Raw genomic sequence first — 24,641 nt, 5'->3', positions numbered from 1 at the left:
TGGGTACCGCTCAGTTGCCCCGCTCAGGTTCCCGCACTCGCCGTCTCCAGCACCCCTTCGATGATCGAGCGGTGGTTGGCGCACCGCGGGCACTTATGCTGGCCGCCCAGTTTGCCGCGCGACGCCATCCAGCGGTGAAACGAGCCCGGCGGCACCACGCTCAGCGTCGGCGGACCCATGCCCAGATCCCCCGTCCGCTTGGTCGTGTAATCGACGTTCTGGTCCTTGAGGGCCGCGTCGAAGGCCTGGCCGAACCGCGTGATGACCTCCCCGTCCGCCTCGGCCTCGAGCACCAGTTCCAGCCCGGCCACCCGTCCCGGAGCCGGATACACCGGTCCGGCCGTGAACTCGCCGATAGCCAGGCCCGTCTGCTCGGCCGCCGCCGCTACCGCCCGCTCGATGTGCTCGACGATGATGTTCTCGCCGAAGGCGTTGATGAAGTGCCGGTGACGGCCCACGATGCGCAACCGCGCCGGGCCCGTGCCGCCTGTCCCGTTGAGCCCGGCCGGAATGTCGTCAAACTCCACCACATCGCCCAGAATGTAGCGGTACAGCCCGGCGCATGTGCTCAGCACAACAACATACCGCTGCCCGAACTCGACCTCATGGGCTGCAAACGCGGGTGCACCAGCCGCGTCGATGGCCTCGAGGGGCACGAACTCGATGAAGTTGCCCACGTCGGCCTGCAACCGCAGCCCGGGATCGCCCGCGACATCCTGCATCGCGATGAACCCCTCGCTGGCCGGGTACAGCTCGAGCCGGTGGGGGAGATCAACGCCCGCATCGCCGCTTACCACCGCGTTGATGCGGGAGGCAAACGGCGCGTAGTTCACCCCGCCGTGGACGAAGATCGACAGATTGGGCCACACGTCGCGGATGCACGACGCCCGCTGCCCCCGCTCGGCCGCCAGCTCGAGCACACGCCCCATCAGCACCAGCGCCCAGCTGGGCATGCCGCTGATGAAACGGATGTCCTGGTCCACAGCCAGCCGGGCCATGGCCTCGATCTTCGACGGCCAGTGACTGTTCAGTGCAATCTCGGGCCCCGGCGAATAGATGGCCGAGATCGGCCAGCGGATCATCGGCGTGACAATCCCGGACAGGTCCCCCGTGGCAATGCCCGCTTCCGACACCGACAACGCGCTCGAGCCTCCGAGGAACAGGAAGCGACCCGCCGCCAGCCGTGCCAGATCCAGCCCGCGATGACGCATGTACGCGAAGATGTCCAGTGCCGAGCGGGCGTTGGAACGCAACATCGCGTCCGAGACCGGGATGAACTTGTCGCCAGCCGTCGTGCCGCTGGTCTGGGCAAAGTGACGCACCAGCCCGGGCCACAGCACATCAGGCTCGGCCCCCAGCCGCATTCGCTCGATCGCCGGGGCAAAGGCATGCCAGTCGGCCAGCGGCACCGCCGAGCGGTAGGCTGCCAGCAGTTCGGCGTCGTCCGCTATTGCAGCCAGACGCGCAAAGCCGCAGGCTCGGCCAAACTCGGTCCCACGTGCCTCAACCAGCAGCCCGCGCAACTGGGCCACCTGAAGCCGCGCCGTGTGCCGCTGCCAGGAGTCTGTGTTGGCAAGCAGGCGCGAGCGCCATGCCACCCGTGCCGACAACCCCGCCCCCACGAGCGATGTCCAGCGCAGGCCCGGTCCGCCGGCCGATGCGTCAGTGCTCATCGCTCTCGTGCCGGGTCGGGGGCGAAAAACGGTCGGCAAAGTCGAGCATCGCCCGGGCAAACTCGGCCGGAGCCTCGATCATCGGCGCATGGCCGCAGCGGTCGATCCAGAACAGCTCGGAACCCGGGATCAGGTCGGCAAAGCCCTGGGCGGCCGACGGAGGCGTGACAATGTCGTTGCGGCCCCAGATCAGGAGCGTCGGGGCGGCAATCTGGCCGATGTGGTCGCCCAGATGGTTGCGACGGGCCGAACGGCTCAGGCGAACCATGGCCCGCGCCCCGCCCTTGGCCGAAAGCGCCGCATGAGCCCGATCCACGTCGGCCAGGCTCATGAACGAGCGATCGTGGAACAGCTCTCCGATCTTCTCGACGAGCCATTCCCTCGAAGGCCGCACCGGAGCGCCCTTGACGAAGGTGCGCTCAAACAGCCCGCTGGATCCGGCCAGCACCAGCCCGCGCACCAGGGCCTTGCGCTTGAGCGCCACCCGCAGGGCCACGTGCCCGCCGAACGAGTTGCCCACCAGCACCACGGGCTGCTTCATGAACTTCTTGAGGAACTGGATCGTCAGATCCGTCACGCTCTGGATTGAGCAATCAGGCCCGTCGAGCGAGAGCAGCGGCAGTTCGAGCGTCGTGCAGCTGAAGCGATGCTTGACCCGCTCGACGACTCCCTCCCAATGCTCGTTGAGCCCGACAAGCCCGTGCAGGAACACCACCGGCAGCCCCACGCCTGTTTGCGCGACACGCCCGATGATCGGCTCCTCCCGCATGCCCCGAAGCGGAACCTGGAGGTGCCGAACGTCCTCTGCCGTGATCTGATCCTGGGTGGTTTTTGGAATCGCGCTCAACCCGGCCTCCTGACCGGACATGGTATCGCCTGACCCTCTGGGGCGCGATGCCCTCGGAGTCAAAACCAGGCGAGCAAACCATAGCGCGTTCGCCGCCGCTCAGGCCGCCGCGGCCCCGCTCACGTCGCCAACGGCACCTGCTCCGGGGGGTGCCTTGCGAGTCCGCGACCGCGCGGGCTTGGGCTGCGACAGGGTCTCGATATCGCGCTTCTGGGCAGCGATCGCAGCCTCTAGTCGGGCCAGTTCTCCGGTCGCCTGCTGCCGAAGTTCCGCCAGTTGTTGCACCGCCTGCGCCATGAGACGATCAAAGTCCGCGCCCGTGTGATCGATCGACGACACCAGCCCGCTTCGCCGCACCTCGAGGGCTTCGAGTTCTAGCCGAGCCTGCTCAATGGCCTCCATCACCGGTCCCGCCGCCGAGCCCGAATCGGCCAGCGCCAGTTCAAACGCTGCGATCAGACTCCGGGCCTGCGCTTCGCACTCGTGCAGCGAACCCTCCGCTTCGACCACGACGCGCCCGATCTGCGCGCCCGCCTGGGCAGCCGAAGCGTGCAACGCCTGCAACTCGGTCGCGGTCTGGCGTGCCTGCTCTTCGAGCTCCACGCCGCGCTGAACCAGCATCATCAGGCTGTCCGGCGCGACTTCATCAGTGGGCCTGAGCGGGTCAAAACCGATCAGCCGTACTGCCCGCGTGCTCAGTTCCTCAATCGCCGCGATACGCGACACTGCTTCGGTCGTGTGCTCGTCGATGCGTGCAACCGCTGCGTCGATGTGCCCACGCAAACGCTCGGGCACCCGCTCGACCTGATCGACCACCGGTGCCAGTTGCTGGCGCACCAGCGCGATGCGTCCATCGACGCTGGCGATAAGAGCGTCGATTTCGTCACCGAGTTTCGAATACATATGGTCCGATCGAGCAGTCAGAATCTCGGCCCGTTCCTCGAACCGCGTGACACTCCGGTCCGCTCGGGCATCAAGTTCGGCTTCCAGTTCGTCAGCACGCACCGAAAGATCGTGCAGCCTCTGCGCAGCCACGCCCGCAGTCTCGTCAAGGGCTGCGCTGGCGGCTTCAATACGATCCATGTCCGCCCGCGCCTGCTCAGTCAGTGCAGCACAGCGCAACTCGATCTGCACCAGCCTGGCTTCGGCCTCAGCCAGCGCGCGTGTGATCTTGGCTTCTGCCTGCGCCACTTCTTCGTCGATCCGTGTCTTCAACTGCTCAGGCAGCGTCGCACGCTCTGCAGCCTGTTCCAGGGCTTGCTCGGCCCGTCGCACGCGGTTATCCAGCGTCGGCAGCACCTTGGCGGTGGTTTCGAGCCTCTCACGTAAGCGGGCAGCGGTCTGCGTCATGTTTTCGCACAACTGGCGAGCATCTTCTGCGTCTGACCGCAGTTCGCTGTGCCGCCCGCTCGCCTCGCGGATCAGCCCCTTGAGTCCGTCGGAATACTCGCGAAACACCGTGTGATCCAGAACGCGAGGCGTAATAAACAATCCCTCAGCCACCTCGGTGTCCGAGGGGAAGGAGGTATCGCGATTTTCGTTCGATGCCATAGTCCAGTCTCCAGGCTGTCAGATCCCAGCAGAGGTCCAATGGGCACAATCGGCTCGCAGGCCCCCCCGACTTTGAGGATCGCCCGCTCGCGCACCCGACCCGCTCCGGTACGCGCAGAACCCGCTATAGACTCTTCCATGGCACGCCCGACCCCGACAACCCCTCCCCCCGAACGCCTCCAGCGCGTCATGGCCGAAGCCGGCGTCGCAAGCCGACGCGAGTGTGAACGACTGATCGAGTCCGGAGCCGTCGAGGTTAATGGCGAAGTAGTGACCAAACTCCCCTGTTTTATCACTCCCGGAGTCGATCGTGTCTCCATCGATGGCCGTCCCATCCGCAAGACCCCCGAGCGACTTCTGTACCTCCTTTTCAACAAGCCCGCACGGGTGCTGACGACACTGGCCGACGAGCCCGGTGCGGATCGCCGGACGGTCATGAACTACATCGACCACCCACAAAAGGCGAGACTCTTTCCAGTTGGTCGCCTCGATTTTGAAACTACCGGGCTGCTTTTGATCACCAATGACGGAGAACTTGCCAACCGTTTGACACACCCCAGATACGGGGTACCCAAAACCTATCTTGTCACTGTCAAGGGCCAGATCGAGGATGATGCCGCCGAGGCCATCACAGAGGGTATTTACCTTGCTGACCGCAAGGCGGGGCGGACGGTGGGGGCCAGTCGCACCGCGCGGGTCGAGGTTCGGCTGATCTCGCGACAGCGCGACCGCACCACCCTCGAACTGACTCTTCGCGAAGGACGCAACCGGCAGGTGCGACGTTTGCTCGCCGCAGTCGGATACCCCGTCAAGAAACTCGAACGCATCGGCATGGGGCCGCTGCGCCTCAAGGGCATCGCCCCCGGACAATGGCGCGAACTGGATCGGCATGAACTGCGTGCGATCAAGCGCGCTGCGGCTGCCGGCCCGGATGCTCAGGCCGCGCCCGATCCCAAACCGCGACCCAAAACCAAAGTTACACCTCGTCGCTCGCCCGATGCAGGAGCAAAGCCCAAGCCCGCGCCACGTCGTGCGCGAGGCCCATCGTCGCGATAACTTCTCATGCCCCCAAAGACACCACCCCGCCGCAAGCCCAGCCTCCTGGCGCGCATCACGCACGAGCGTGAGGAACTGCAACGGGCAGTGGAAGTCATGCGCGACGCCTTGCGAGGGCTCTATCGCACACAGATCCCGCGCATGGCCGCTGCGCTGGCGTATCGCACCATCTTCGGCATCGTTCCGACCTGCGTGATCCTGCTCGTGGTCTTTGGTGCAATCGTCTCAGATACCGACATCGAGCGCGGCCTGGGCAACATACTCGAATACACCAAGCTCAACGAACTCGTCGTCGATATCGCCGAAGAAAACGATACATCCTTCAACTTCTCGTTCGACTTTGGTCAGATGCCGATCTCCACCCCCGGCGACGTGCCAAGCGATGCTGAATCAAGCGGCGAACGCCTTGAAGCCTGGATCTCCGAGTTGGTGACACGCATCCGGTCCGTTCCCAAAAAGACCATCGGGTTCATCAGCGCGATGATACTTGTGTACGCTGCGATCGGCATGCTTGTCGAAGTCGAACGTGCGTTCAATCACGTTTTTCGGTGCGTGACGGGTCGATCGTGGTGGACGCGTGTCACGCTCTACTGGACCATGCTCACGCTGGGCATGTTGCTGCTGGCCGCGACATTCATCGTCGGCAATCGCTTCCGTGCGTGGGTGATCGACGTTGATACCGAAGGGGCATTCGGGTGGCTGCGCGTCAATGTGCTCGGGTTTCTTGCAACCGTTGCAATCAGTGCCACATTGCTGACCATCGCGTACATGCGCATTCCGAACACGCGCGTGCATCTTCGCCCAGCGCTCATCGGCGCGATCGTGGCTGCAATCCTGTGGGAGGCCGGCAAGTGGGGGTTCACGCACTACATCGCGTTCTCGACGAATTACGCGAGGCTCTATGGCTCCCTCGCCCTCATTCCGATCTTTCTTCTGTGGGTTTACGTCACCTGGCTCACCGTGCTCTTCGGGCTTCAGGTCGCGTACGCCATGCAGATCGTCGGAACCAATGGAGGCCGCCCTCAACGTTCGGAAGACACCGGCCCGCTCGTTGCCGAGCCCCGGCTCATTCTCACGATCGCCTCCGCCATCGTGCAGGACTTTGAGCGTGGTGAGCCCGTAACCATCGGGCACGTTGCAGAGACTTCGGGCGTGCCCGAGCCTCTGGCCGCCATCATGGTCCGCGCATTGCACGAGGGCGGCTATCTGCACGAAGTCGCGGGCGATCATGATGAACCGGTATACGCCCTTTCTCGCTCGCCCTCAGCGATCCAGTGCCGCGATCTGGTCAAGAGCGCAATGGCATTGGTGCCATACACATCGACCGGTCCGCTCAGCGCCATGCGAGATGCCGAACTCGCTGCCTTTGGGGACACAACGCTTGACAAATTTCAGGAACATTCCAAGTAATTAGAAGCGCACAGAACTGATCGCTCGCATCGGGCATAATCACTGCCTGATTCTGAGATTTCGCATATTCCGCCACGACCCCGCCTGCCCCACCCGATGCCCCCACCAAAATGCCCAAAACGCCTCATTTTGGTGTTCGAATGCTGACGAATACAAGTTTTTCGGTTGACGATGGCGCATGAGGCTGTAGGCTGTGGTTGCCGCCTTGATGAAGACTCGGGCGCGCGGGGGGATAATGCCATGCTTCAGCGGTTGATCCTTGTTATGGCTCTCATGCTCGCCAGCACAGTGCGGGCCGACATCATTTACATTCGTGATCTCGAACTCGCGGGTCAGGCGACAGTCACCGCGTCGGCGTGGGACATCGGGCACAAGGATGCGCTGTTCGATCGCGATTGGAACAACATCTACCGCTCGGCGTCGATCAACCCCGCCATCATCACCGTCGAGTTCACGCAGCAGCGCGCTGTCGGCGCGATGCGTGCCCTTGTGGCTGCAAGCCCGCACAATATCACGATCGAAGCCGCCAACTCACTGGCAGACCTCAACGCACAAACCGGCACTTGGGTGCGCGTGCTCAACGCTCACCGCGTCGAGGACAGCATCATGGGCTGGGCCGAATGGAACGATGCGCCTGTCACGCGGCGTGTGTGGCGCTTCATTGTTCAGCGGCTCGAGCGCGACGACTTCGTCCATATCCGCGAACTCGAACTTCAGTCGCCCGAGCCGACTGAAGAAGTCGTCATCAACGGCCAGACCGTTCGCATCAACACCATCGAACTCTCGCCCACCGGCACCCGCGAGATCCCGGTCGGAAACTCGATTCAGTACACCGCTGAAGCCTCGCTCAGTTACGGCCCTGTGCGCTACGACGTGACCTCCATCGCCGACTGGTCAGCCACGAACCAGAACGTAGCAACGGTCGCAGACGGACTGGCTACAGCAGTCGGTGTCGGCTCAACCGGCATCCTTGCCCAGATCGGCGTCGTGCAGGCCCAGACCACGCTCAATGTGCGCGCGGTGCGACCTGTCGATCTCAATGTCGGGTTCATTCATCGCTCGCCCGAGTACGAACGATTCCGCATCAACTTCAACGGCGACCAGCGGATCCAGACACAGTACCTCAATCAGCAGAAATGGCCCGCTCCGGGCGAACTCGTCACATGGACAGGACATGTCTTCAACAAGGGCGACGTGCCCGCGTATGACGTGCCCTTCGAGTGGCGTTTTAATGGCGTTGTTGTCAACACCGGCATCATTCCGGTCATGCAACCCGGCGAGCGCATGCTCCTGACCTATCAGCGTCCGTGGCCGGCCGATGCCGTGCAGACCATTGATATCAATCCGGGTGCCGAGGTCTATCAGTCACCCAAGTATCAACGCGCGATCGGCAACCACACAATCGAACTCACGCTCGATCCGGAAAACACTGTCGAAGAGAGCAGCCTCCTCAACAATACGCGCAAGGACTACATCAACGCCATCCAGTTCCATTTCTACATCGATCAGCACACCTACGACGATTTCAGCATTCGACCAAACTTCATCGAAACCTATTCTCCCGAAGACTGGGCCCAACTTCAGATGCTCGCGCTGCAGCGCAAACTCTGGATCTCGGGCGGGCGGCAGCGATTCCGGCTCGCCATGCTCGAGGTCGTGCCCGATGGAACACTCGACCCCGGCGGGACGCACGAGCCAATTGGCAACGTCACATGGACGACCGACGGCGTGTGGGGATTCGACTGGCCCGTGTGGTACATTCAGGCCTTCATCAAGAAGGTCGATCACGCGCTGGTTCATGAACTCGCGCACCAGGTCGGGCTCATCGACATCTACAACTACGATGTCGCCACGCAGAACATGCTCATTCGCCATAACGGGCAACTCGTAGCAGGCACGGCACTCATGCCGCTCGTCAGCCCATGGAACGTGGCCTATGGCAACGAACGATACTTTTATTTCAACGGTGTCGCACGCATCGACGCAACCGGTCGCGGGGCTATGGCAAACACCGGAGCCCGCTTCTTCAGCCGCGGGTCGGTAGCGGGCATGAACCGCAACCTCGGCCTCCGTCGCGGGTTCTATGGCGACTATCTCGGTGCGATCCCGCAAGGACCGATCTCGATCAAACTCCGCAACTTCGACGGCTCACCAGTCGCGAACGCAGCACTGCGCATCTTCCAGCGCGAGCGCAACGCGATCGTGCCCAATACCCCGAAGTTCTCAGGCACCACCAACGCTCAGGGGCAGTGGACCTTCCCGAATGTGACCCTGCCCGGTTGGAACGGCGGCATGAATGTCAACAACCCCTGGTCAAGCCGCGAGAACAACAACACCTTCAACGCGCCAGACCCCGTCGGTCGCAACGCGCTGCTCGTGCTCGAAGCAGTCTGGACCGAAGGTGTGCAGCAGGTCGTTGAATATCACTTCCTCGAAGTCGATGATGTGAACATTGCCTTCGCCGCAGGCCAACAGGACCAGTACACGTTCGACATCATGACCCATCGGTCGCGACAGAGCAACGCGTTGCCGACCCTCGGTTTTACTTCTGCTGATACCGTTACCGTTGCAGAGGGCGGCATGTTCTCGATGCGAGTTCTTGCGTCTGACGCCAACGGCGATCCGATCACCCTTCGCGCAACCCCGATCGAAAACGGCACCTTCAACCCCGAGGATGGGCGCTTCGAGTTCAATCCCGACTCACTTCAGGTCACGAGCGCCAATGGGTACTCCGAACCCCACCATGTGCTCTTCACAGCCGACGACGGCAAGTTCCGCACAACGCGCACGCTTGTCATCCATGTTCCTGACACCCTCGGCTTTGCCATTTTGCACGCAGTCTTACCCGATGAGCCACTGCCCTGCCTCGCAGACATCAATGCTGACGGGATTCTCGATTTCTTCGACGTGCAGGCGTTCTTGCATGCGTATTCCACTCAGAACCCCGTTGCCGACTTCAATGGCGACGGCATCCTCGACTTCTTTGATGTGCAGACGTATCTGAATGCCTACAGCGCCGGTTGCCCCTGATCGGCGTGCGGTTCGCGGCAGATTGTCGATGAGCGTGACAGCATGGTACAATTGTGCCATGCAAAGCAACGCACGAACGGTTGACGAGTATGTGGCCCAGTTGCCCGCCGATCGCCGGGCAGCGATCCAGACTGTGCGGAAGGCAATTCTCGCTTGCCTTCCCGCGGGCTATGAAGAGGGCATGCAGTACGGCATGATCGGGTACTACGTGCCGCACTCGATCTATCCGCCGGGCTATCACTGCGACCCGTCACAGCCATTGCCTTTCGCGGGCCTCGCCTCGCAGAAGGGGCACATGTCGCTTTACCTGTCGTGCATCTATTACAGCCTTGACGAGCGCGAACGGTTCGAACGCGCGTGGGCTGCTTCGGGTGCCAGGAAACTCGATGCTGGCAAGGCTTGCATTCGATTCAAGAAGGTCGAGGATCTGGCGCTCGATGTCATCGCTGATGCTGTGCAGCGTGTATCCGTCGCTGCGTACGTCGCGCAGTACGAAGCTGCACGTGTCGAAGCTGGCACACCCGCAAAGAAGTCAGCAACTGGACCAGCTGCCAGGACGACTCCAGCCAAGCCTGCTGCGAAGAAGGTGTCAAAGAAGAAAGTGTCAAAGGTTGTCAAAGAGAAAGTAGCGAAGAAGAAAAAGTCAACCAAATCGCCTGCAACGAAAGCGACTGGCGGAAAGAAAGCGGAGAAGAAACAGATCTCCCCAACTTCCCGCGCGCGTTCACGCGCTCCGGAGCCGGCCACGACAACCAAGCCTCGCAGATCAACACGCACCCGTTCGCGCTGAGCGCGCAGCGACCCCCGCAGGGTGAAACAGCCTTCGATCGGATGCCACCTGCGGGGGTGCCTGACGTGGGTTTAGCGCCACAGAAACTTTGATCTCGACCTTCGAGCGATGGAATCCTCCTCACCATCGCTTCAAAGCTGCCGTTTGAAGATCAACGACGGCGCCGACGGAGCAGTGCAAGTCCTGCGATGCTCCCGATCGCTACCCCGCCCGGCGTCGGAATGACCGTCATAGCTGTCACGAGCGATCCGCCACCGATTTCGCCGATGCTCATCGCCTGGCCGGTCATGAGATCGATTGACCAGAAAGTCGTGCGGGAGAGCATGACATCAAGAACCGATGCGTACGCGATTCCAGTGCGCCCGGAGATGTCAAAGCCCACCACGTCGGTCAGATCGACTCCGAGCGAGCCGACGGTTTCGAGCGTTCCTGCACTGTTGGCCTGGCGCACAAGAACGTCCAGCCCGGTGTCGATGCCATACAACTGCGAAGTCAACGCGCCTGCAAAGTTGTTCGTGTATGCCGAGCCCACAACGTTCGGATTGATGCCTTCATTGACATCGCCTGTCGCATAGAACAGTGGCGTCACCTGCGTTGACGTTCCGTCGTTGGGGTTCAGAACCAGGTTCTGATCGGCATTGGAGACCACGCGTATGCGATCGATTGTCGGGTTGAAGTCGAACCCGAATGACGACCCATTGAGCATGTTCTGAAATGGTCCAATCCCAACCTGCATCGCCACGCCTGTGTGACGGTTGATCGTGTACAAGCGGCTTGAGCTGCCAAGCGCAAACAGTTCTCCCGTCGCCGGGCGGATATCGATCCCTCGAATCTGCTCATTGACTTGAAGCCCGCTGATGGCCACACCCGAGAGAATGGCCGATGGGTTGCTTGCTTCAAACGAGATCAGCACGCCGTTGTTCGTGACTCCGAGCACGAGGTCGGCCGATGCGTTCGAGACGCCAATTCCCAAGCCTGCAACCAGTACGATAAGATTCATTCCACCCTTGAACATCCGATTATCCACGACAGACTCCTTTCGAGTGCATGACATACCCCACGCCGAGCAATACCTGCGACGCTCGTCCAACGCGAGGTTGTGTCGATGTGGTCTTGCGACCGATGTTGCCGGGCTTTCGGCTTGGCCCATCAAAAGGTTTTTGCCAAATCGAAATTTCAGAGATCCTCTTGGAACCCAACTGAGGGCTAGCATCGAACCCATGTCGGTCCGAACGCTCCCTCACAAACATGTCCTTGGAGTTTCTGCCCCTTGCCCGACCTCCTGCGTCAAATCTCGGCCGGCGACCAGACAGCAGTCGTCGCATGCATAGACGAGTATGGCGGGCTCATCTGGCGCCTGGCACAACGCTACCTGTCACAGTGTCCGGGCGAAATCGAGGATGCCGTTCAGGAAGTCTTTGTCGATCTCTGGACCCACGCATCCCGTTTCGATCCGGCACGAGGATCCGAGCCCGCTTTCGTGGCCATCATTGCCCACCGCAAACTGATCGACTACCAGCGTCGCATGAAGGTGCGCTTCACGCTCCCGATCGAAGATCACGACGCCCCCGCATCGCTCGACCCGGCCAAAGGCCGTTCCGACGATTTCACAAAAATTGCTCAGGCTTTCGATCAACTCCCGCCTGATGAGCGCAACGCCATCTGGATGTCGCTGAACCGAGGCATGAGCCAGCGCCAAATCGCCCAGGCTACAGCCTCTCCCGAGGGAACGGTCAAGTCGCGCCTTCGTCGCGGACTCATTCGCCTGTGCGAATCTGTCGCGATAAACGATCGCGCCGTGCCGATGCGAAAGGGAGGTGGAGCATGACTGCCCCGCTGACGCCTTCAGAACGCTCCCGTTTGCTCGAATTGCTCGTCGATCACAATGTGCATGGTCTCGACCCCGACGAACGCGCCGAGATGGACGCCATGCTCACTTCAGCAAGTCTCGATCATGATGTCGAAAACGTGATCGGCAATCTGATTGTTGCTTTGGACGAGGCAAACTCATCGCCCCAAAACACTGACACAAGCACACTGCCTGCAAATTTGCGATCACGACTCATCGAAAGTGGACAGCGCATAGTTCGCGGCGAGAAATCACTGACCGCCAGTTCGGATCATCAGGCTGCATCTTCGATCGGGTCCATCTCACGTCGCCGCGCCTTTCCCCGCTGGGTGCCAGTTGCTGCGACCATTGCCTTGCTCGTGGGCGTTGTCGCGGTGTCAGGGCGCGCCATCATGCTGCGGCAGTCAGAACTCGAAAAATCCAACTCGCTCCTGAGCCAGGCACAGCAGCAACTCGAATCGCTCCAGCAGCAGGTTGATAACAACCGTGCCATTCTGGCGGCTGCCCGCGAGCGAGCCGAAGCACTCTCGCAGGAACTCGCACTGCGCGACGATACCCTGGCATCTCAAGCAGTAGCAATGGCACAGGCCGCACAACGCGAGATCGAACTCGTCGAGCGTCTTTCGCTCGCGACCGAGGATCTCAGCCTTGCACGCCTCGCCATCGCCCGCTACGAAACTCCCGTCGATCCGGCCGAACTCGCCGCCAATCGCCGCAAACTCCTCGATTTCCCCGACACCGTGCGCATCGGGTGGGCTCCATTCGATCTGCCCGACAACCCCGCCGAGAAGCAGGGCGTCAGTGGTGATGTCGTCTGGAACGACGAACTTCAACAGGGTTTCCTTCGCTTTGTCGGTCTTGATCCAAACGACCCCAACATCGAGCAGTATCAGGTCTGGATCATTGACGAGCGCGGCATGGAACAAAAAGTCAGCGGCGGCGTGTTCAACGCCACCGCTGAGGGTGAAGTCATCGTCCCGATCAGGCCCGGCATCGATGTCCGGCGCGTGGCCCTCTTTGCCATCACCATCGAAGATCCGGGCGGGACATGGGTTCCTGACCTGCGCCGTCGCGTTGTTGTCGCGCCGCGCGAAGGTTCATAAAAGCGTGCCAGGTTACCGGCGCACGAACGTGATCTCCATCGTTTTCTGCTCGGGCCCGGTCGCCGACTTGAAATACGACTCCATCGTGTGCCGATCATTGCTCTGGACACGAAGCACCGAACGCTTGAGCAGGGGCACTCTCGTTTGCGGGCAAAGCATCTGACTGGTCATCTCGAAGGTGTTTGAACTCGGGTTGTGGTCTCCCGTTTCGAACTGCATCATCGTCGAGGCGCTGTCGATCCACAAGCCCTCGAACTTGCCGGTGGTCTTGTTGTAGCCCATCAACCCCATGCCCGCGAAGAGACCATCATCGCTGCGGTAGCGCTGTTCAATCCAGCGTCCGCCGAGAATCCAGTCATTGAGCATCACACCTGTCGAGACGTGAGGCTCATCGCTGCCTTCCCACCAGAACTTCACCTCGGCATTCCAGGCACCCACAAATGGCGTGAGCAGTTGATGGGCTTGATCCGGCGCCGCCAACTCGGCCATTGTGTTCATCATGGCCATCGCGTCGCCTTCGCCGCACCCGCAGTCGTGCTTGCCGCATCCCATGGGTCAGTCCCCCTTGCGCGAGTAGTTGATCCAACCGATCTTCATCATCTCGTCCATGCCAGGCACCGCCTGGTAGAACTCGAGCGTGTGCTTGTCGTTGCTCTCGATGATGTACACATGCTTCATCTGCTGTTCACCCATGACCGATGCTGCCGTGCCCGAAACCTCGATGCGTTTCTCATCCGCTGCGGGCTTGCCAGCCTGAATCAGCAAACTCGTCGACATCGTGTCGACCCAGGTCATGACGTACTCCCCTTTGGCCTTGTCAAAGCCCATCATCCCAAGCCCCGCAAACTTGATGACATCGCCGAACATGTTGATGTCGCCCGCAAACTCCATCGTCACGAAGCGCCCACCAAGGATCGACTTGTTCACGCTGACGCCTTTGGTCTTGTCAGGCTCGCCGCCCGGCTCCATCAGAAAGTTCATCTCAGCGTTGAACGTACCAACCAGAGCCTCCAGCACCTTGTGCTGTGGCGCGAGTGCTGCCTGCTCCTTAAGCATGTTCTTGATCATCTCTTCCTGCGGGTCACCAGGCTGAGACACGAACGAAACCGGCACCACAGTGCGCTGCGATTCCTCGCTGCAGCACAAGGACCATACACCAGCGGCCGCCCCACACACCACAACACTGCCTGTCGCGATCAGCACATCACGAATCTTCATGCCAGCACTCCTTCTTGATTTGAATAGCGTTCGATTGTTCATCGAGTGCCCAGCACCGGGCCTCGACCGCGAGTCTCGCAGACCAGTTCGCGTCACACACGCAACAACCGGTCGATCTGAACACCGGGTGAACTCTAGCGTCCCGTCCCCCGGTCAATCCTCCCGAAACCCATCCCATGCACGAGTCTGCACCGCCACGCGCCCGGGCTCGATCTGCCCCGGGAGCAATCGCCTCGGCCACGAAGAACGCACCCCCAGCCCATCGCGGCGAACCGCGCCAAGGCGGACAATCCCATCATCCTCGATCACATGCGCCGGCACCGGCACCCGCGCAACCCACCGGTCCGCCAGCCGCAGCACGCTGACCCCGAATCCGGGGGCGTCGGCGCCCGTCACGCCATTGGTGACACGACCATCCGAATACACATGAATCACGCGCGTAGCCGCCCCGAACGGCCCAAACCAGAGCTCAAACCGATCCTCCGGCAACATCGGCCCGCCCACCGGCACGCGCGCCTCTACATACACAACCCACGCCCCGGTGGATTCATGAGGTCCAACAAACGCAGCGACCCCTCCGACGTCCGTCGGACCCCCACGAAACAGCATCCCCGCCGACAACCCCGAAACCGGGACTCCTGCGTCGCGCTGGTCATCGCTTCCGACCCACGCATCGAGTGTCCATTCAGCCCGCAAAGGCCCAATCGCAAACCCCGGTGGCGCGACCGGAATCACCGACCCGATCACCGGAAGGTATCTTGGCGTAGATCCGATCTGTATCTCTGCGCCAGGGCCGAGGCGAGGCCCCGACATGCCCGTTCCCGGATTGATTTCTGCGCGCAAATATCGCATTTCGCGCGGCAGGAGTGGCGAGAGATCGCCGCCCCCGGTGGCCTCCACGCCACGCGCCCACGCCAGAACCACGCCACTTGAAAGATTCACAACTCCAACTGTCGGCCTCAGTTCGCCCGTCAGCCCATCCTGCCAGCCAGAGTCATCAGCCACCCATGACGCCGTGCTCGGAATCGCGTCCAGCCATTCTTTCATGCGCCGTGCCCGAGTGTCGCGGGAGGTTTGCGGATCGAGCACCGCATCGAGCAGTTCATCGAGTTGCCGATCCGACCCCAGCCAGATAGGCAAGGCGCCCAGATCGGTCCTGACTGCTCCAGCCAGCGTTGTGCGCACACGGGCAGCAAGTTCGGCGTCGGTCTCGGCCATGCGCGCCAATGCCACCTGCCAGCGCCCACGCTCGATCGCTGCGAGATCTTGCGTGATTGGTTTCATGCGTGCAGGCGAAAGCAGTTCGGCACGCAGGGCGTCGAGGTCATCGACCGCTCCGCCAGCCTCGGGAGGGTCAAACTCAGGCTTGGGAGTCAAATTGCCCATGGCCAGATCATGCCTCCACCCGGCAAGCGGATGGCCCTCGTATGCAGCCACCAGCGTGCGCAGCAAAGGGTCGCTTTGTTCCTCAGCAGTCAGCGGACTGGACCACGCATCACGGGCATTTGGACCCACAAGACGAAGCGGATCGGGCATCCAGTTGACTTCGTAACGCTGCCCATCGAGCCAGAAGCCTTGGCCAGCGGACGCAAGCGGATAGTTCATGCGCATGACCCACGACCCGGGGCCTCGGCCCGATGCCGGGTCGCGCGGCGCGTAGGCGGTCAGAGTTGCCAGCGACCCGAGCCAGGTTGATTGAGCCTGTTCTTCGGGCCACGTCGCGCTGATCCACTGCACCTCACCCTCGATCGTCCGGCCATCGTCAAGGCGAATGGTGACACGATCGGGAATCGACCGTCCCACAGCACGCATCGGGACCACTACAGGTCGCCCAAAAACCGCATCCAGGCGCGTTTCCGCGGGAGTGACCTGGGCATGCGCACTGTTTGCCATAAGGCATGCGAACACAACACGAACTAAATAGTCGTGTCCGTGCAATAGCCCGATAACATGTACTCGATTCATGGACATTGTGTTAAGAGTTTCCGAGGTCAATAGCCCAGCGGTTGCTAGGGGGTGGCGCAGTCGAGTGCATCGAGTATGAGGGTCAATGCCATAAGTCTTTCTTTTACAGGACGTTGTTGCATTTCAACGAAAGTACGCTCACGACAGCATCATACCCATGCCTGTAAGCCGTGGGATTGGCACGCATTATGGTGCGATGTGCGGTAAAATTCACGAAATAAAAGTCGTATTTCTCTTGACATTTCAAGAACACTTCGGTGTACTGTCCTTTGTGGGAGGGTTTACCGTTTCCGCGGCCCCTCACTTGAGAGAGAGAGGCACTTCCATCCCGAAGGCGTGTGGCATCGGACCTTGGGAGTGTCATGGTTCAGAGGATTTTGCAGAGAGGACAGGACAATGAAGATTGCGACTATTCTGGTTTCAGGGGCAGCACTCAGTCTGGCATCGGCAGCGATGGCCAATATTCCCGCTTCGTACACCGGCGGCGGCGGCGTGATTCCCGCAGCTGGCACCGGCGGCGGCGGCACATGGCAGTCGGTTCTGCCGCCCACCCCGTTCACCTCGTCGGTCACTGTGCTCAATGACGTCAAGAGCGTCAAGAGCATCACGTTCACCGACCTGCGTCACACGTGGATCGGCGACGTGCACATCGTCCTGACCACCCCCACCGCACGCTACAACGTGCTCGTCCGTGGCGGTTCGGTCGCCGGCTCCGTCGGCTGGAGTGACAACTTCCTCGGCAACTACACGTTCGCCGACGGCGGCGCGGCAATCCCCGGTGGCGTGAGCTCGGCCAACAACATCGCTTCGGGCACGTACGCCTGGGGCTTCAACAGCGCCCAGTGGACCAACGGCAACCTCGGCATCTTCAACTCGTCGGCTGCTGGCATTTCGGGCAGCGCTGGCACATGGTCGATCCAGATCTATGACTGGGTTGGCGCCGACTCCGGCAGCCTCGTGTCGTGGACCCTCAATGTCAACGAAGTGCCCGCTCCGGGCGCTGCGGCTCTCTTCGGTCTCGCTGGTCTCGCTGGCCTGCGTCGTCGCCGCTGAGTCTATCGCCTCAGTTTGACCTCCAAAACCAGCCCGAAAGGGCTGGTTTTTTAATGCGCACCACAGTTCTCTCTACGCCCCAACGCCCATCCTCTTATACTCGCTTTGGCCTGTGCAACAAGGAGTCTTCATGCGCCGCTTTGCCCTGCTTGCTCTGACCGTGATCGCCTGTGCCGTTGTCAGTTGTTCCAAGCCAGCCGAACAACCGACCAATGGCACCGCGACGAAATCTGAACGCCTCAAGGTTGGATTTGCACAGATCGGAGCCGAGAGTGCCTGGCGAACCGCGGAAACCGAGTCGATTCGGGCCGAAGCCGCAGCCCGCAACGTGGATTTGCGATTCTCCGACGCACAACAAAAGCAGGAAAATCAGATCAACGCTGTGCGCTCGTTCATCGTCCAGCGTGTCGATGCGATCATTCTCGCGCCGGTTGTCGAGACCGGATGGGAACCAGTGCTCAATGAAGCGAAGCGCGCGGGCATTCCGGTGATCCTCGTCGATCGCGGGGTCAATGTTTCGGACGACTCGCTCTACACCACGCTCATCGCGTCGGACTTTGTCGAAGAGGGGCGGCTGGCGGCACGCTGGCTGGCGGAAAAACTCGAAGGCACGGGGCGCATCGTCGAACTTCGAGGCACGCCCGGTGCAGCACCGGCCATCGACCGCAAGAAGGGGTTTGAGGAAGTGCTTGCCGACTTCCCGAACATGCAGATCGTGCGATCGCAATCGGGCGACTTCACGCGCTCGAAAGGCAAGGAAGTGATGGAGGCATTTCTCAAAGCCGAGAGCGAACCGATCCATGCGGTCTATGCGCACAACGACGACATGGCGCTGGGCGCGATCCAGGCCATCCGCGAGGCAGGACTTGTACCAGGCACCGATATCGTGCTGATCTCGATTGACGGAGTGCGTGCGGCCTTTGAAGCGATGATCGAGGGTTCGCTCAACTGCACGGTGGAGTGCAACCCGCTTCTTGGGCCGGCGGCCTTCGACGCCATCGAGCGTGTGCGTGCCGGCGAGACGCTGCCCAAGTGGATCAAGGTTGTCGATCAGGTGTTCGATCGGTCAGTCGCTGCCGATGTGATCGATTCCAGGCAGTATTGAATGCAGCCCCGTAGCACCCGACACGCGATACAACGCTGGAGGATTAGGCCATGCTCTGTGTTCTTGCGTCAATGGTGTTGGCAGCGGTATCGCAGGTTTCCGGCATGACGCATGAGCGCATTGTGCCCACGCCGTTTACTGCGGTGGAATTTGCCGACGGCTTCTGGAAGCCTCGCATCGACACCAACCGCACAGTTACGGTGTGGTACGACTTTCGCATGTGCGAGCAGACGGGGCGTATCCGCAACTTTGCAGTCGCTGGCGGGCTCGAAGAGGGCGATTTCGAAGGCATCTGCTACAACGACTCGGACGTGTTCAAGGTCATCGAAGGGGCAGCGTACTCATTGCACACCAGCCCGGACCCGGAACTGGACACGTATCTTGATGAACTGATCGAGAAGATCGCTGCGGCTCAGGAGGACGACGGGTATCTCTACACAATTCGCACGATTCAGGGAGATGCCATCACTTCGCGTGCTGCTGGTGCAGAGCGATGGTCGCATCTGGCGCACAGTCACGAACTGTACAACGTGGGGCACTTGTATGAAGCAGCGGTGGCGCACTTTCAGGCCACGGGCAAGCGAACGCTGCTTGACGTGGCGATTCGCAACGCGAACCTGATCGACCGCGTCTTCGGTCCCAATCCTGGCCAACGGATCGATGTGCCGGGACATCAGGAAATCGAGATCGGGCTTGTGCGTCTGGCGGGCGTGACGGGTGAGAAGCGATATCTGGATCTGGCGCACTTTTTTCTGGACATGCGCGGCCGCTCGGAATTGCGCACGACCTATGGCCAGTATGCTCAGGATCACCTGCCGGTCGCCCAGCAGAGCGAGCCGGTGGGGCACGCGGTGCGTGCCGGCTATATGTACAGCGCGATGGCCGACGTGGCCGATGCGCGGGGGATCGCCGATTGGGTCGGTGCACTCGAAACAATCTGGGAGCACCTTGTCAGTCGGCGCATGTATCTCACTGGCGGGATCGGGGCGCATCGGCACAACGAAGGCTTCGGCGACGACTATGACCTGCCCAACGACACGGCTTACAACGAAACCTGTGCCGCCATCGCCAGCGCGCTATGGAACCATCGCATGTTCCTGCTCTCGGGCGAATCGAAGTACATGGACGTGTTCGAGCGAACGGTGTACAACGGCTTCCTGGCGGGCATCTCGCTCTCGGGTGATCGCTTCTTCTATCCCAACCCACTGGCGTGCGATGGTGTGACAGCGTTTAATCAAGGCTCGCTCGGGCGTGCACCGTGGTTTGATTGTTCGTGCTGCCCGGTCAATGTTGTGCGCTTTCTGCCGTCGCTGCCCGGATACGCCTACGCGACTCGCGGGCGCGATGTGTGGGTGAATCTGTATGTTGGCGGCCGCGGCGTGCTGAATACTGACAAGGGAAAACTGACGCTCGATGTGGAGACGGAGTATCCGTGGAAGGGTCGAACAAAGTTTGCGGTCACGGTCGATGAGCCATCAGACTTGGCATTGCACCTGCGACTTCCCGGTTGGACGCGAGGGCAATCGTTCCCGACTGATTTGTATGTCGATCTGACACCAGTTAATGCGTCACCATCGATCCTGGTCAATGGCGCGACAGCGTCAGTGCGTTTCGAAAAGGGATATGCAGTCATCGCGCGGACGTGGAAGACTGGCGATGTGATCGAAGTCGAGTTCCCGATGCCGGTGCGGTTCATCAAGAGTCATGACAAGGTCAAGGCGAACGCGGGGCGCGTGGCGATCGAGCGCGGGCCTTTGGTGTACTGCTTCGAAGGCGTGGACCATGAAGGCGAACTCGATACGCTCTTTATTGCTCCGAATTCGGCAACAACGGTGAAGCACGCGTCCGACTTACTCGGCGGGGTCGATGTCATCGAGATCGAAGGCGCTCGCGCTGTGCGCAAGAGCGATGGATCAGTTCAGAACGTGCCGGTGAGAGTCCGTGCGATTCCGTATTATGCCTGGGCGCATCGCGAGCCTGGCGCGATGGCGGTCTGGATGCACTCGTCAGCTGATGGAGTTCGTGTGCCGCCTGAATCGACAATTGCCTCGCGCGCATCGATCACGGTCTCGCACTGCTGGTCGGGCGATACGGTGCGCGCCATCAATGACCAGCGCGAGCCGCAGAGTTCGTCGGATCATTCGATTCCGAGGCACACATGGTGGAATCATCGTGGCACGGCCGAGTGGGCACAAATGACCTTTGCCGAGCCGACGACTGTGTCACGTACTTCGGTGTACTGGTTTGACGACGAGGGGCGTGGCGGTTGTCGCGTGCCCAAGTCGTGGTTCGTCTCTGCATTGGTCGATGGCGTGTGGGTGCGGCTGGCAACTGACGCTGTGAACAGCGTGGCCAAGGACCGATACAACGTTGTGGAGTTTGCGCCAATCAAGGCTGCAGCGCTGCGCATCGATATTCAACTCGATGACGGCGCGTCGGCAGGCATTCTCGAGTGGACGGTTGACGAGTGACGAGCGACGCCAAGCCTCTCTTGCGTGCTTCGGGCCTGTGCAAGGCGTACCCGGGCGTGCACGCGCTGCGCTATGTTTCGATGCGGCTTGGCGCAGGGAGCATTCGGGGGATCATGGGCGAAAATGGCGCGGGCAAGAGCACGCTGCTCAAGATCATCACTGGTGCTGAGCGTGCCGACCGAGGCGAGTTATTCCTGAATGGCCAACCGATTTGCCCGCGCTCTCCGCTCGAAGCCCAGCGCCTGGGTATCGGGGCGGTGTATCAGGAGGTCAATCTGCTGCCGTCGCTTTCGGTGGCCGAGAACATCGTGCTCGGGCGCTTCGAGAGGCATCTTGGGCTGATCGATCGTCGAGCGTGCCTGAGCCGCGCAAGGGCGGCGCTCGATCGACTTGGGCTCGATATCGATGTGCGATCGTTGCTGGGGTCGCACCCAGTTGCGGTGCAGCAGCTCGTTGCTATGGCGCGTGCTATTGATCAGAATGTGCGTGTGCTTGTGCTCGATGAACCGACATCGAGCCTTGACCCCAGCGAAGTCGCGCGACTCTTCAAGGTCGTGCGAACTCTGGCCACGACGGGCGTCGGCGTGTTATTCGTCACGCATTTCATCGGGCAGGTGTTCGAACTGTGCGATTCGGTGACCGTGCTGCGCAACGGTTCACTCGTCGCTGAACATCAGGTCGCGGCGCTCTCGCGGGCCCGGCTTGTCGCCGACATGATCGGCGTCGATGAGACGCGGGCAGAGGCGCTCGGGTCAACGCGGCGGGTGTCGCGCGCGACGCAGGATGCCAAGCCGGTGATCGAGACACGCGGAGCGTGTAGCATCTCGGGCTTCGGGCCGTTTGATCTTCTGCTTCGACCAGGCGAAGTGGTCGGCGTTGCGGGCCTGCTCGGCTCGGGGCGCACTGAACTGGCCAGACTCGTGACAGGCGCCGATCGCCTTGCGCGTGGCGTGCTGATGCTGGGCGGCACTTCGGCGCGACCGCGCGGACCCCGCGATGCGATTCGTCGCGGCGTCGCACTGTGCCCCGAAGACCGTAGACACGATGCGATCATTCCTCACCTCGGAGTGCGTGAAAACATCGTTCTGGCTCTGCAGGCGCGTCAGGGCTGGCACCGGCGAATATCTGCAAAGCGACAACACGAGATCGCACGCACCTACATCACCTCGCTTCGCATCGCAACGCCAAGCCCCGAAACTCCTGTTCGAAACCTCAGCGGCGGCAACCAGCAGAAAGTCATTCTCGCACGTTGGATGGCGACGAATCTCGATGCCCTGATCCTCGATGAGCCCACCCGAGGGATCGATATCGGAGCAAAGGACGAAATCGCGACTCTCATGCACCAGTTGTGTGCAAAAAATCTTGCGATTGTTTTCATCTCGTCGGAACTCGAAGAAGTCGCGCGCGATTCCTCGCGCATCGTTGTCATGCGCGAGGGGCGAACGGTCGAAGAAATCCCGAGTGATGAGGTCTCGCTGGAGCGCATCGCTGCCGCATTGTCGCGCGAGGTGAGCGATGTCTGACAAGCCGGTCATGGTCGCTCGCCGCGCGGTTCCTCGTATTGTGTGGCCGATCTGCGCGCTGGTCGCGCTCCTGGCGTTCAATGCAGTCTGGACGCCCGGGTTCTTTTCGGTCGGCCTGCGCGACATGAGGCTGACAGGTTCGCTTGTTGACGTGCTGAGCAATGGCTCGATCATTGTGATGCTGGCGGTCGGCATGACGCTGGTCATCGCGACGCGAGGGATCGATCTTTCGGTCGGGGCTGTGATGGCGATTGCCGCTGCTGCCGCTGCGGTTCTGACAACAAGTGCGGGCGCTCCGGGTTGGGTTGCGATTCTCGCAGCACTTGGCCTGGGCGTTGCCGCGGGGCTTTGGAACGGAGCGCTCGTCGCGTTTGTCGGCATCCAGCCGATCGTTGCGACCCTCATTCTCATGGTCGCCGGACGCGGCGCGGCGCAGTTGCTCACCAATGGGCAGATCGTCACGTTCTCCGACCCTGTACTTGTTGCGATCGACAGCGCGACGGTGTACGGCATTCCGCTCCCGATTGTTCTTGCCGCCGGGCTGGTCACTGCCGTCGCGCTCCTTGCGCGTCGCACGGGCTTTGCACTCATGGTCGAGAGCACTGGCGAGAGTGAGTCGGCGGCCAGGCTTGCCGGCGTGCCGGTTGTGTCCATTCGGTTGTGGTGCTATGGCCTGTGCGGTTTGTGCGCCGCATTCGCCGGGCTCCTCGCCGCGTCCGACATCCGGGCGGCCGATGCCAACAACGTCGGGTTGTACCTCGAACTCGATGCGATTCTCGCGGTTGTTCTGGGCGGGACGGCTCTGGCTGGCGGCAAGTTCTCGATCGCGGGTTCGGTCATCGGGGCGATCTTCATTCAAGCGCTCACCACCACGCTCCTCATGCAGAGTATCAATCCGAGTGCGATGCTTGCGGTCAAAGCAGCTGCTGTGCTTGTGGTGTGCCTCATGCTGTCATCCAGGTTTCGGTTCCTTGTGCGGCGTTGCTGTGGCACCTTCTGGCGGAGGGCGCCGCAATGACGGCTCGCGCAATTCTGGCTCATGTGCCGGGCATCGCCACCTTCTGCGTGCTGGTCGCGGTGGCAATTTCGTGCATTGTGGCCGAGCCCGCCTTCGCGTCGTGGCAGAGCGCACGGATGGTGCTGATGGGAAGTGCTGTGATTGGTGTTGTGGCCATCGGCATGGCGTTCGTCATCATTTCCGGCGGCATCGATCTCTCTGTCGGTGCCATGGTTGGGCTTTCAAGCATTCTCATCGCCATTCTTGTTCAGCAAGGGGTGCATCCGCTGGTTGCCATACCGCTTGTCGTCGCGCTGGCGACATGCGCGGGCGCAGGCATGGGCGCGATCATTCATGCCTTCGAGATTCCTTCGTTCCTCGTGACGCTTGGCGGCATGTTTCTGTTCCGTGGCCTTGGACTCATGCTCAGTGAGGAATCCATCCGCATCGACCACGCCTTCTATCGCAGTCTCGATGTGTGGAGTGCTGGCGCGTTGCCACCGGTGGTGATCGTGTTCATACTGATCGTCGCAGTGTGCTGGCGCCTGAGCCGGAGCACATGCTTCGGACGCAACGTCTTTGCCATCGGTGGCAGCGAAGAGTCGGCACGTCTCATGGGTGTTCCAGTCGCGCGCACGCGCATCGCTGTCTACGCGCTCTCGTCAGGATGTGCTGCGATCGGAGGCGTGCTCGCTACGGTCAGCCTTGGCGCGGGCAATGCAAGCTTTGGCATGTTGTATGAACTTGACGCCATCGCAGCAGTGGTGATCGGCGGCACGCCACTGGTCGGTGGCGTCGGATCCATCGTCGGTGCGGCGGCCGGGGTGCTCATTCTCAGCCTCATCCAGCAACTCATGCTTCTGCTCGGGGTTCAGAACTCCTGGTGGGTACGCATCTGCGTCGGCAGCCTCTTGTTAGCGTTCATCGTCCTTCAGCGCTTCGTTGCCGGGCGCGCCGGTTCACTCCTCAGTCGCACCCGGTTGCGATGATCGCATTGTCC

The 24,641-nt window shown here is 61.4% G+C and carries 19 protein-coding genes; 12 read left to right on the top strand and 7 right to left on the bottom strand.

Features of this window, described 5'->3' with window-relative positions; translation table 11 throughout:
* Positions 1-23 precede the first annotated feature (23 nt).
* The 3 genes from KF757_05335 to KF757_05325 all read right to left on the bottom strand — a co-directional run bounded on the left by KF757_05335 (position 24) and on the right by KF757_05325 (position 4,071).
* The gene (locus KF757_05335) at positions 24-1,673 is read right to left on the bottom strand and encodes a GH3 auxin-responsive promoter family protein (protein MBX3322394.1); all 1,650 of its coding nucleotides are present in this window, start codon (positions 1,671-1,673) and stop codon (positions 24-26) included.
* Positions 1,663-2,541 (bottom strand): alpha/beta hydrolase, encoded by an 879-nt coding sequence (locus tag KF757_05330; protein ID MBX3322393.1) that lies wholly within the window; start codon positions 2,539-2,541, stop codon positions 1,663-1,665. Before KF757_05330 ends, KF757_05335 begins: the two co-directional genes overlap by 11 nt.
* 78 nt (positions 2,542-2,619) lie before the next feature.
* Positions 2,620-4,071, bottom strand: coding sequence for a hypothetical protein (locus tag KF757_05325; GenBank protein MBX3322392.1), 1,452 nt, complete (start codon positions 4,069-4,071; stop codon positions 2,620-2,622).
* A 138-nt stretch (positions 4,072-4,209) separates the two neighbouring features.
* Between KF757_05325 and KF757_05320 the strand changes: the two genes are divergently transcribed.
* The 4 genes from KF757_05320 to KF757_05305 all read left to right on the top strand — a co-directional run bounded on the left by KF757_05320 (position 4,210) and on the right by KF757_05305 (position 10,357).
* Positions 4,210-5,127 (top strand): rRNA pseudouridine synthase, encoded by a 918-nt coding sequence (locus KF757_05320; GenBank protein MBX3322391.1) that lies wholly within the window; start codon positions 4,210-4,212, stop codon positions 5,125-5,127.
* Positions 5,128-5,133: 6 nt separating this feature from the next.
* Positions 5,134-6,537 carry a YihY/virulence factor BrkB family protein gene (locus KF757_05315; protein MBX3322390.1) on the top strand — a complete coding sequence of 468 codons (1,404 nt, stop codon included), beginning with the start codon at positions 5,134-5,136 and terminating at the stop codon, positions 6,535-6,537.
* A gap of 240 nt (positions 6,538-6,777) precedes the next feature.
* Positions 6,778-9,567 carry a hypothetical protein gene (locus KF757_05310; GenBank protein ID MBX3322389.1) on the top strand — a complete coding sequence of 930 codons (2,790 nt, stop codon included), beginning with the start codon at positions 6,778-6,780 and terminating at the stop codon, positions 9,565-9,567.
* 58 nt (positions 9,568-9,625) lie between these two features.
* Positions 9,626-10,357, top strand: a complete 732-nt coding sequence (locus KF757_05305) for a DUF1801 domain-containing protein (protein MBX3322388.1) — start codon at positions 9,626-9,628, stop codon at positions 10,355-10,357.
* A 151-nt stretch (positions 10,358-10,508) separates the two neighbouring features.
* On the opposite strand, the gene KF757_05300 is transcribed toward KF757_05305, so the two are convergent.
* Entirely contained in the window at positions 10,509-11,384 is an 876-nt protein-coding gene (locus tag KF757_05300) for a DUF4394 domain-containing protein (protein MBX3322387.1), read from the bottom strand.
* A 243-nt stretch (positions 11,385-11,627) separates the two neighbouring features.
* On the opposite strand from KF757_05300, the gene KF757_05295 reads away from it, so the two are divergent.
* Both KF757_05295 and KF757_05290 read left to right on the top strand, forming a co-directional pair.
* A complete protein-coding gene (locus KF757_05295) occupies positions 11,628-12,185 on the top strand; it encodes a sigma-70 family RNA polymerase sigma factor (protein ID MBX3322386.1) in 558 nt (185 codons plus the stop codon).
* On the top strand, positions 12,182-13,309 hold the full coding sequence (locus KF757_05290) for an anti-sigma factor (GenBank protein ID MBX3322385.1): 1,128 nt from the start codon (positions 12,182-12,184) through the stop codon (positions 13,307-13,309). The genes KF757_05295 and KF757_05290 overlap by 4 nt, the downstream gene beginning before the upstream one ends.
* 12 nt (positions 13,310-13,321) lie before the next feature.
* Here the strand turns inward: KF757_05290 and KF757_05285 are convergent, their stop codons facing one another.
* The 3 genes from KF757_05285 to KF757_05275 all read right to left on the bottom strand — a co-directional run bounded on the left by KF757_05285 (position 13,322) and on the right by KF757_05275 (position 16,339).
* Positions 13,322-13,861, bottom strand: a complete 540-nt coding sequence (locus tag KF757_05285) for a DUF1579 family protein (protein ID MBX3322384.1) — start codon at positions 13,859-13,861, stop codon at positions 13,322-13,324.
* Positions 13,862-13,864: 3 nt separating this feature from the next.
* On the bottom strand, positions 13,865-14,527 hold the full coding sequence (locus KF757_05280) for a DUF1579 family protein (protein MBX3322383.1): 663 nt from the start codon (positions 14,525-14,527) through the stop codon (positions 13,865-13,867).
* 153 nt (positions 14,528-14,680) lie between these two features.
* Positions 14,681-16,339: a hypothetical protein gene (locus KF757_05275; protein MBX3322382.1), complete on the bottom strand. Its 1,659-nt coding sequence runs from the start codon at positions 16,337-16,339 to the stop codon at positions 14,681-14,683.
* A gap of 549 nt (positions 16,340-16,888) precedes the next feature.
* Between KF757_05275 and KF757_05270 the strand changes: the two genes are divergently transcribed.
* The 6 genes from KF757_05270 (at position 16,889) to KF757_05245 (ending at position 24,630) form a co-directional block, all read left to right on the top strand.
* Entirely contained in the window at positions 16,889-17,545 is a 657-nt protein-coding gene (locus KF757_05270; GenBank protein MBX3322381.1) for a hypothetical protein, read from the top strand.
* A gap of 130 nt (positions 17,546-17,675) precedes the next feature.
* Entirely contained in the window at positions 17,676-18,650 is a 975-nt protein-coding gene (locus KF757_05265) for an ABC transporter substrate-binding protein (GenBank protein ID MBX3322380.1), read from the top strand.
* Between the two features lie 50 nt (positions 18,651-18,700).
* A complete protein-coding gene (locus KF757_05260; GenBank protein ID MBX3322379.1) occupies positions 18,701-21,121 on the top strand; it encodes a glycoside hydrolase family 127 protein in 2,421 nt (806 codons plus the stop codon).
* Positions 21,118-22,644: a sugar ABC transporter ATP-binding protein gene (locus KF757_05255; GenBank protein ID MBX3322378.1), complete on the top strand. Its 1,527-nt coding sequence runs from the start codon at positions 21,118-21,120 to the stop codon at positions 22,642-22,644. The genes KF757_05260 and KF757_05255 overlap by 4 nt, the downstream gene beginning before the upstream one ends.
* A complete protein-coding gene (locus KF757_05250; protein ID MBX3322377.1) occupies positions 22,637-23,662 on the top strand; it encodes an ABC transporter permease in 1,026 nt (341 codons plus the stop codon). The genes KF757_05255 and KF757_05250 overlap by 8 nt, the downstream gene beginning before the upstream one ends.
* The gene (locus tag KF757_05245; GenBank protein ID MBX3322376.1) at positions 23,659-24,630 is read left to right on the top strand and encodes a hypothetical protein; all 972 of its coding nucleotides are present in this window, start codon (positions 23,659-23,661) and stop codon (positions 24,628-24,630) included. Before KF757_05250 ends, KF757_05245 begins: the two co-directional genes overlap by 4 nt.
* Positions 24,631-24,641: the final 11 nt, after the last annotated feature.

This window comes from Phycisphaeraceae bacterium, assembly GCA_019636795.1.
GTDB lineage: Bacteria > Planctomycetota > Phycisphaerae > Phycisphaerales > UBA1924 > JAHBWW01.
Note: the sequence above shows the minus strand (reverse complement) of the source record. Positions and strands in the feature narration are given on the sequence as shown.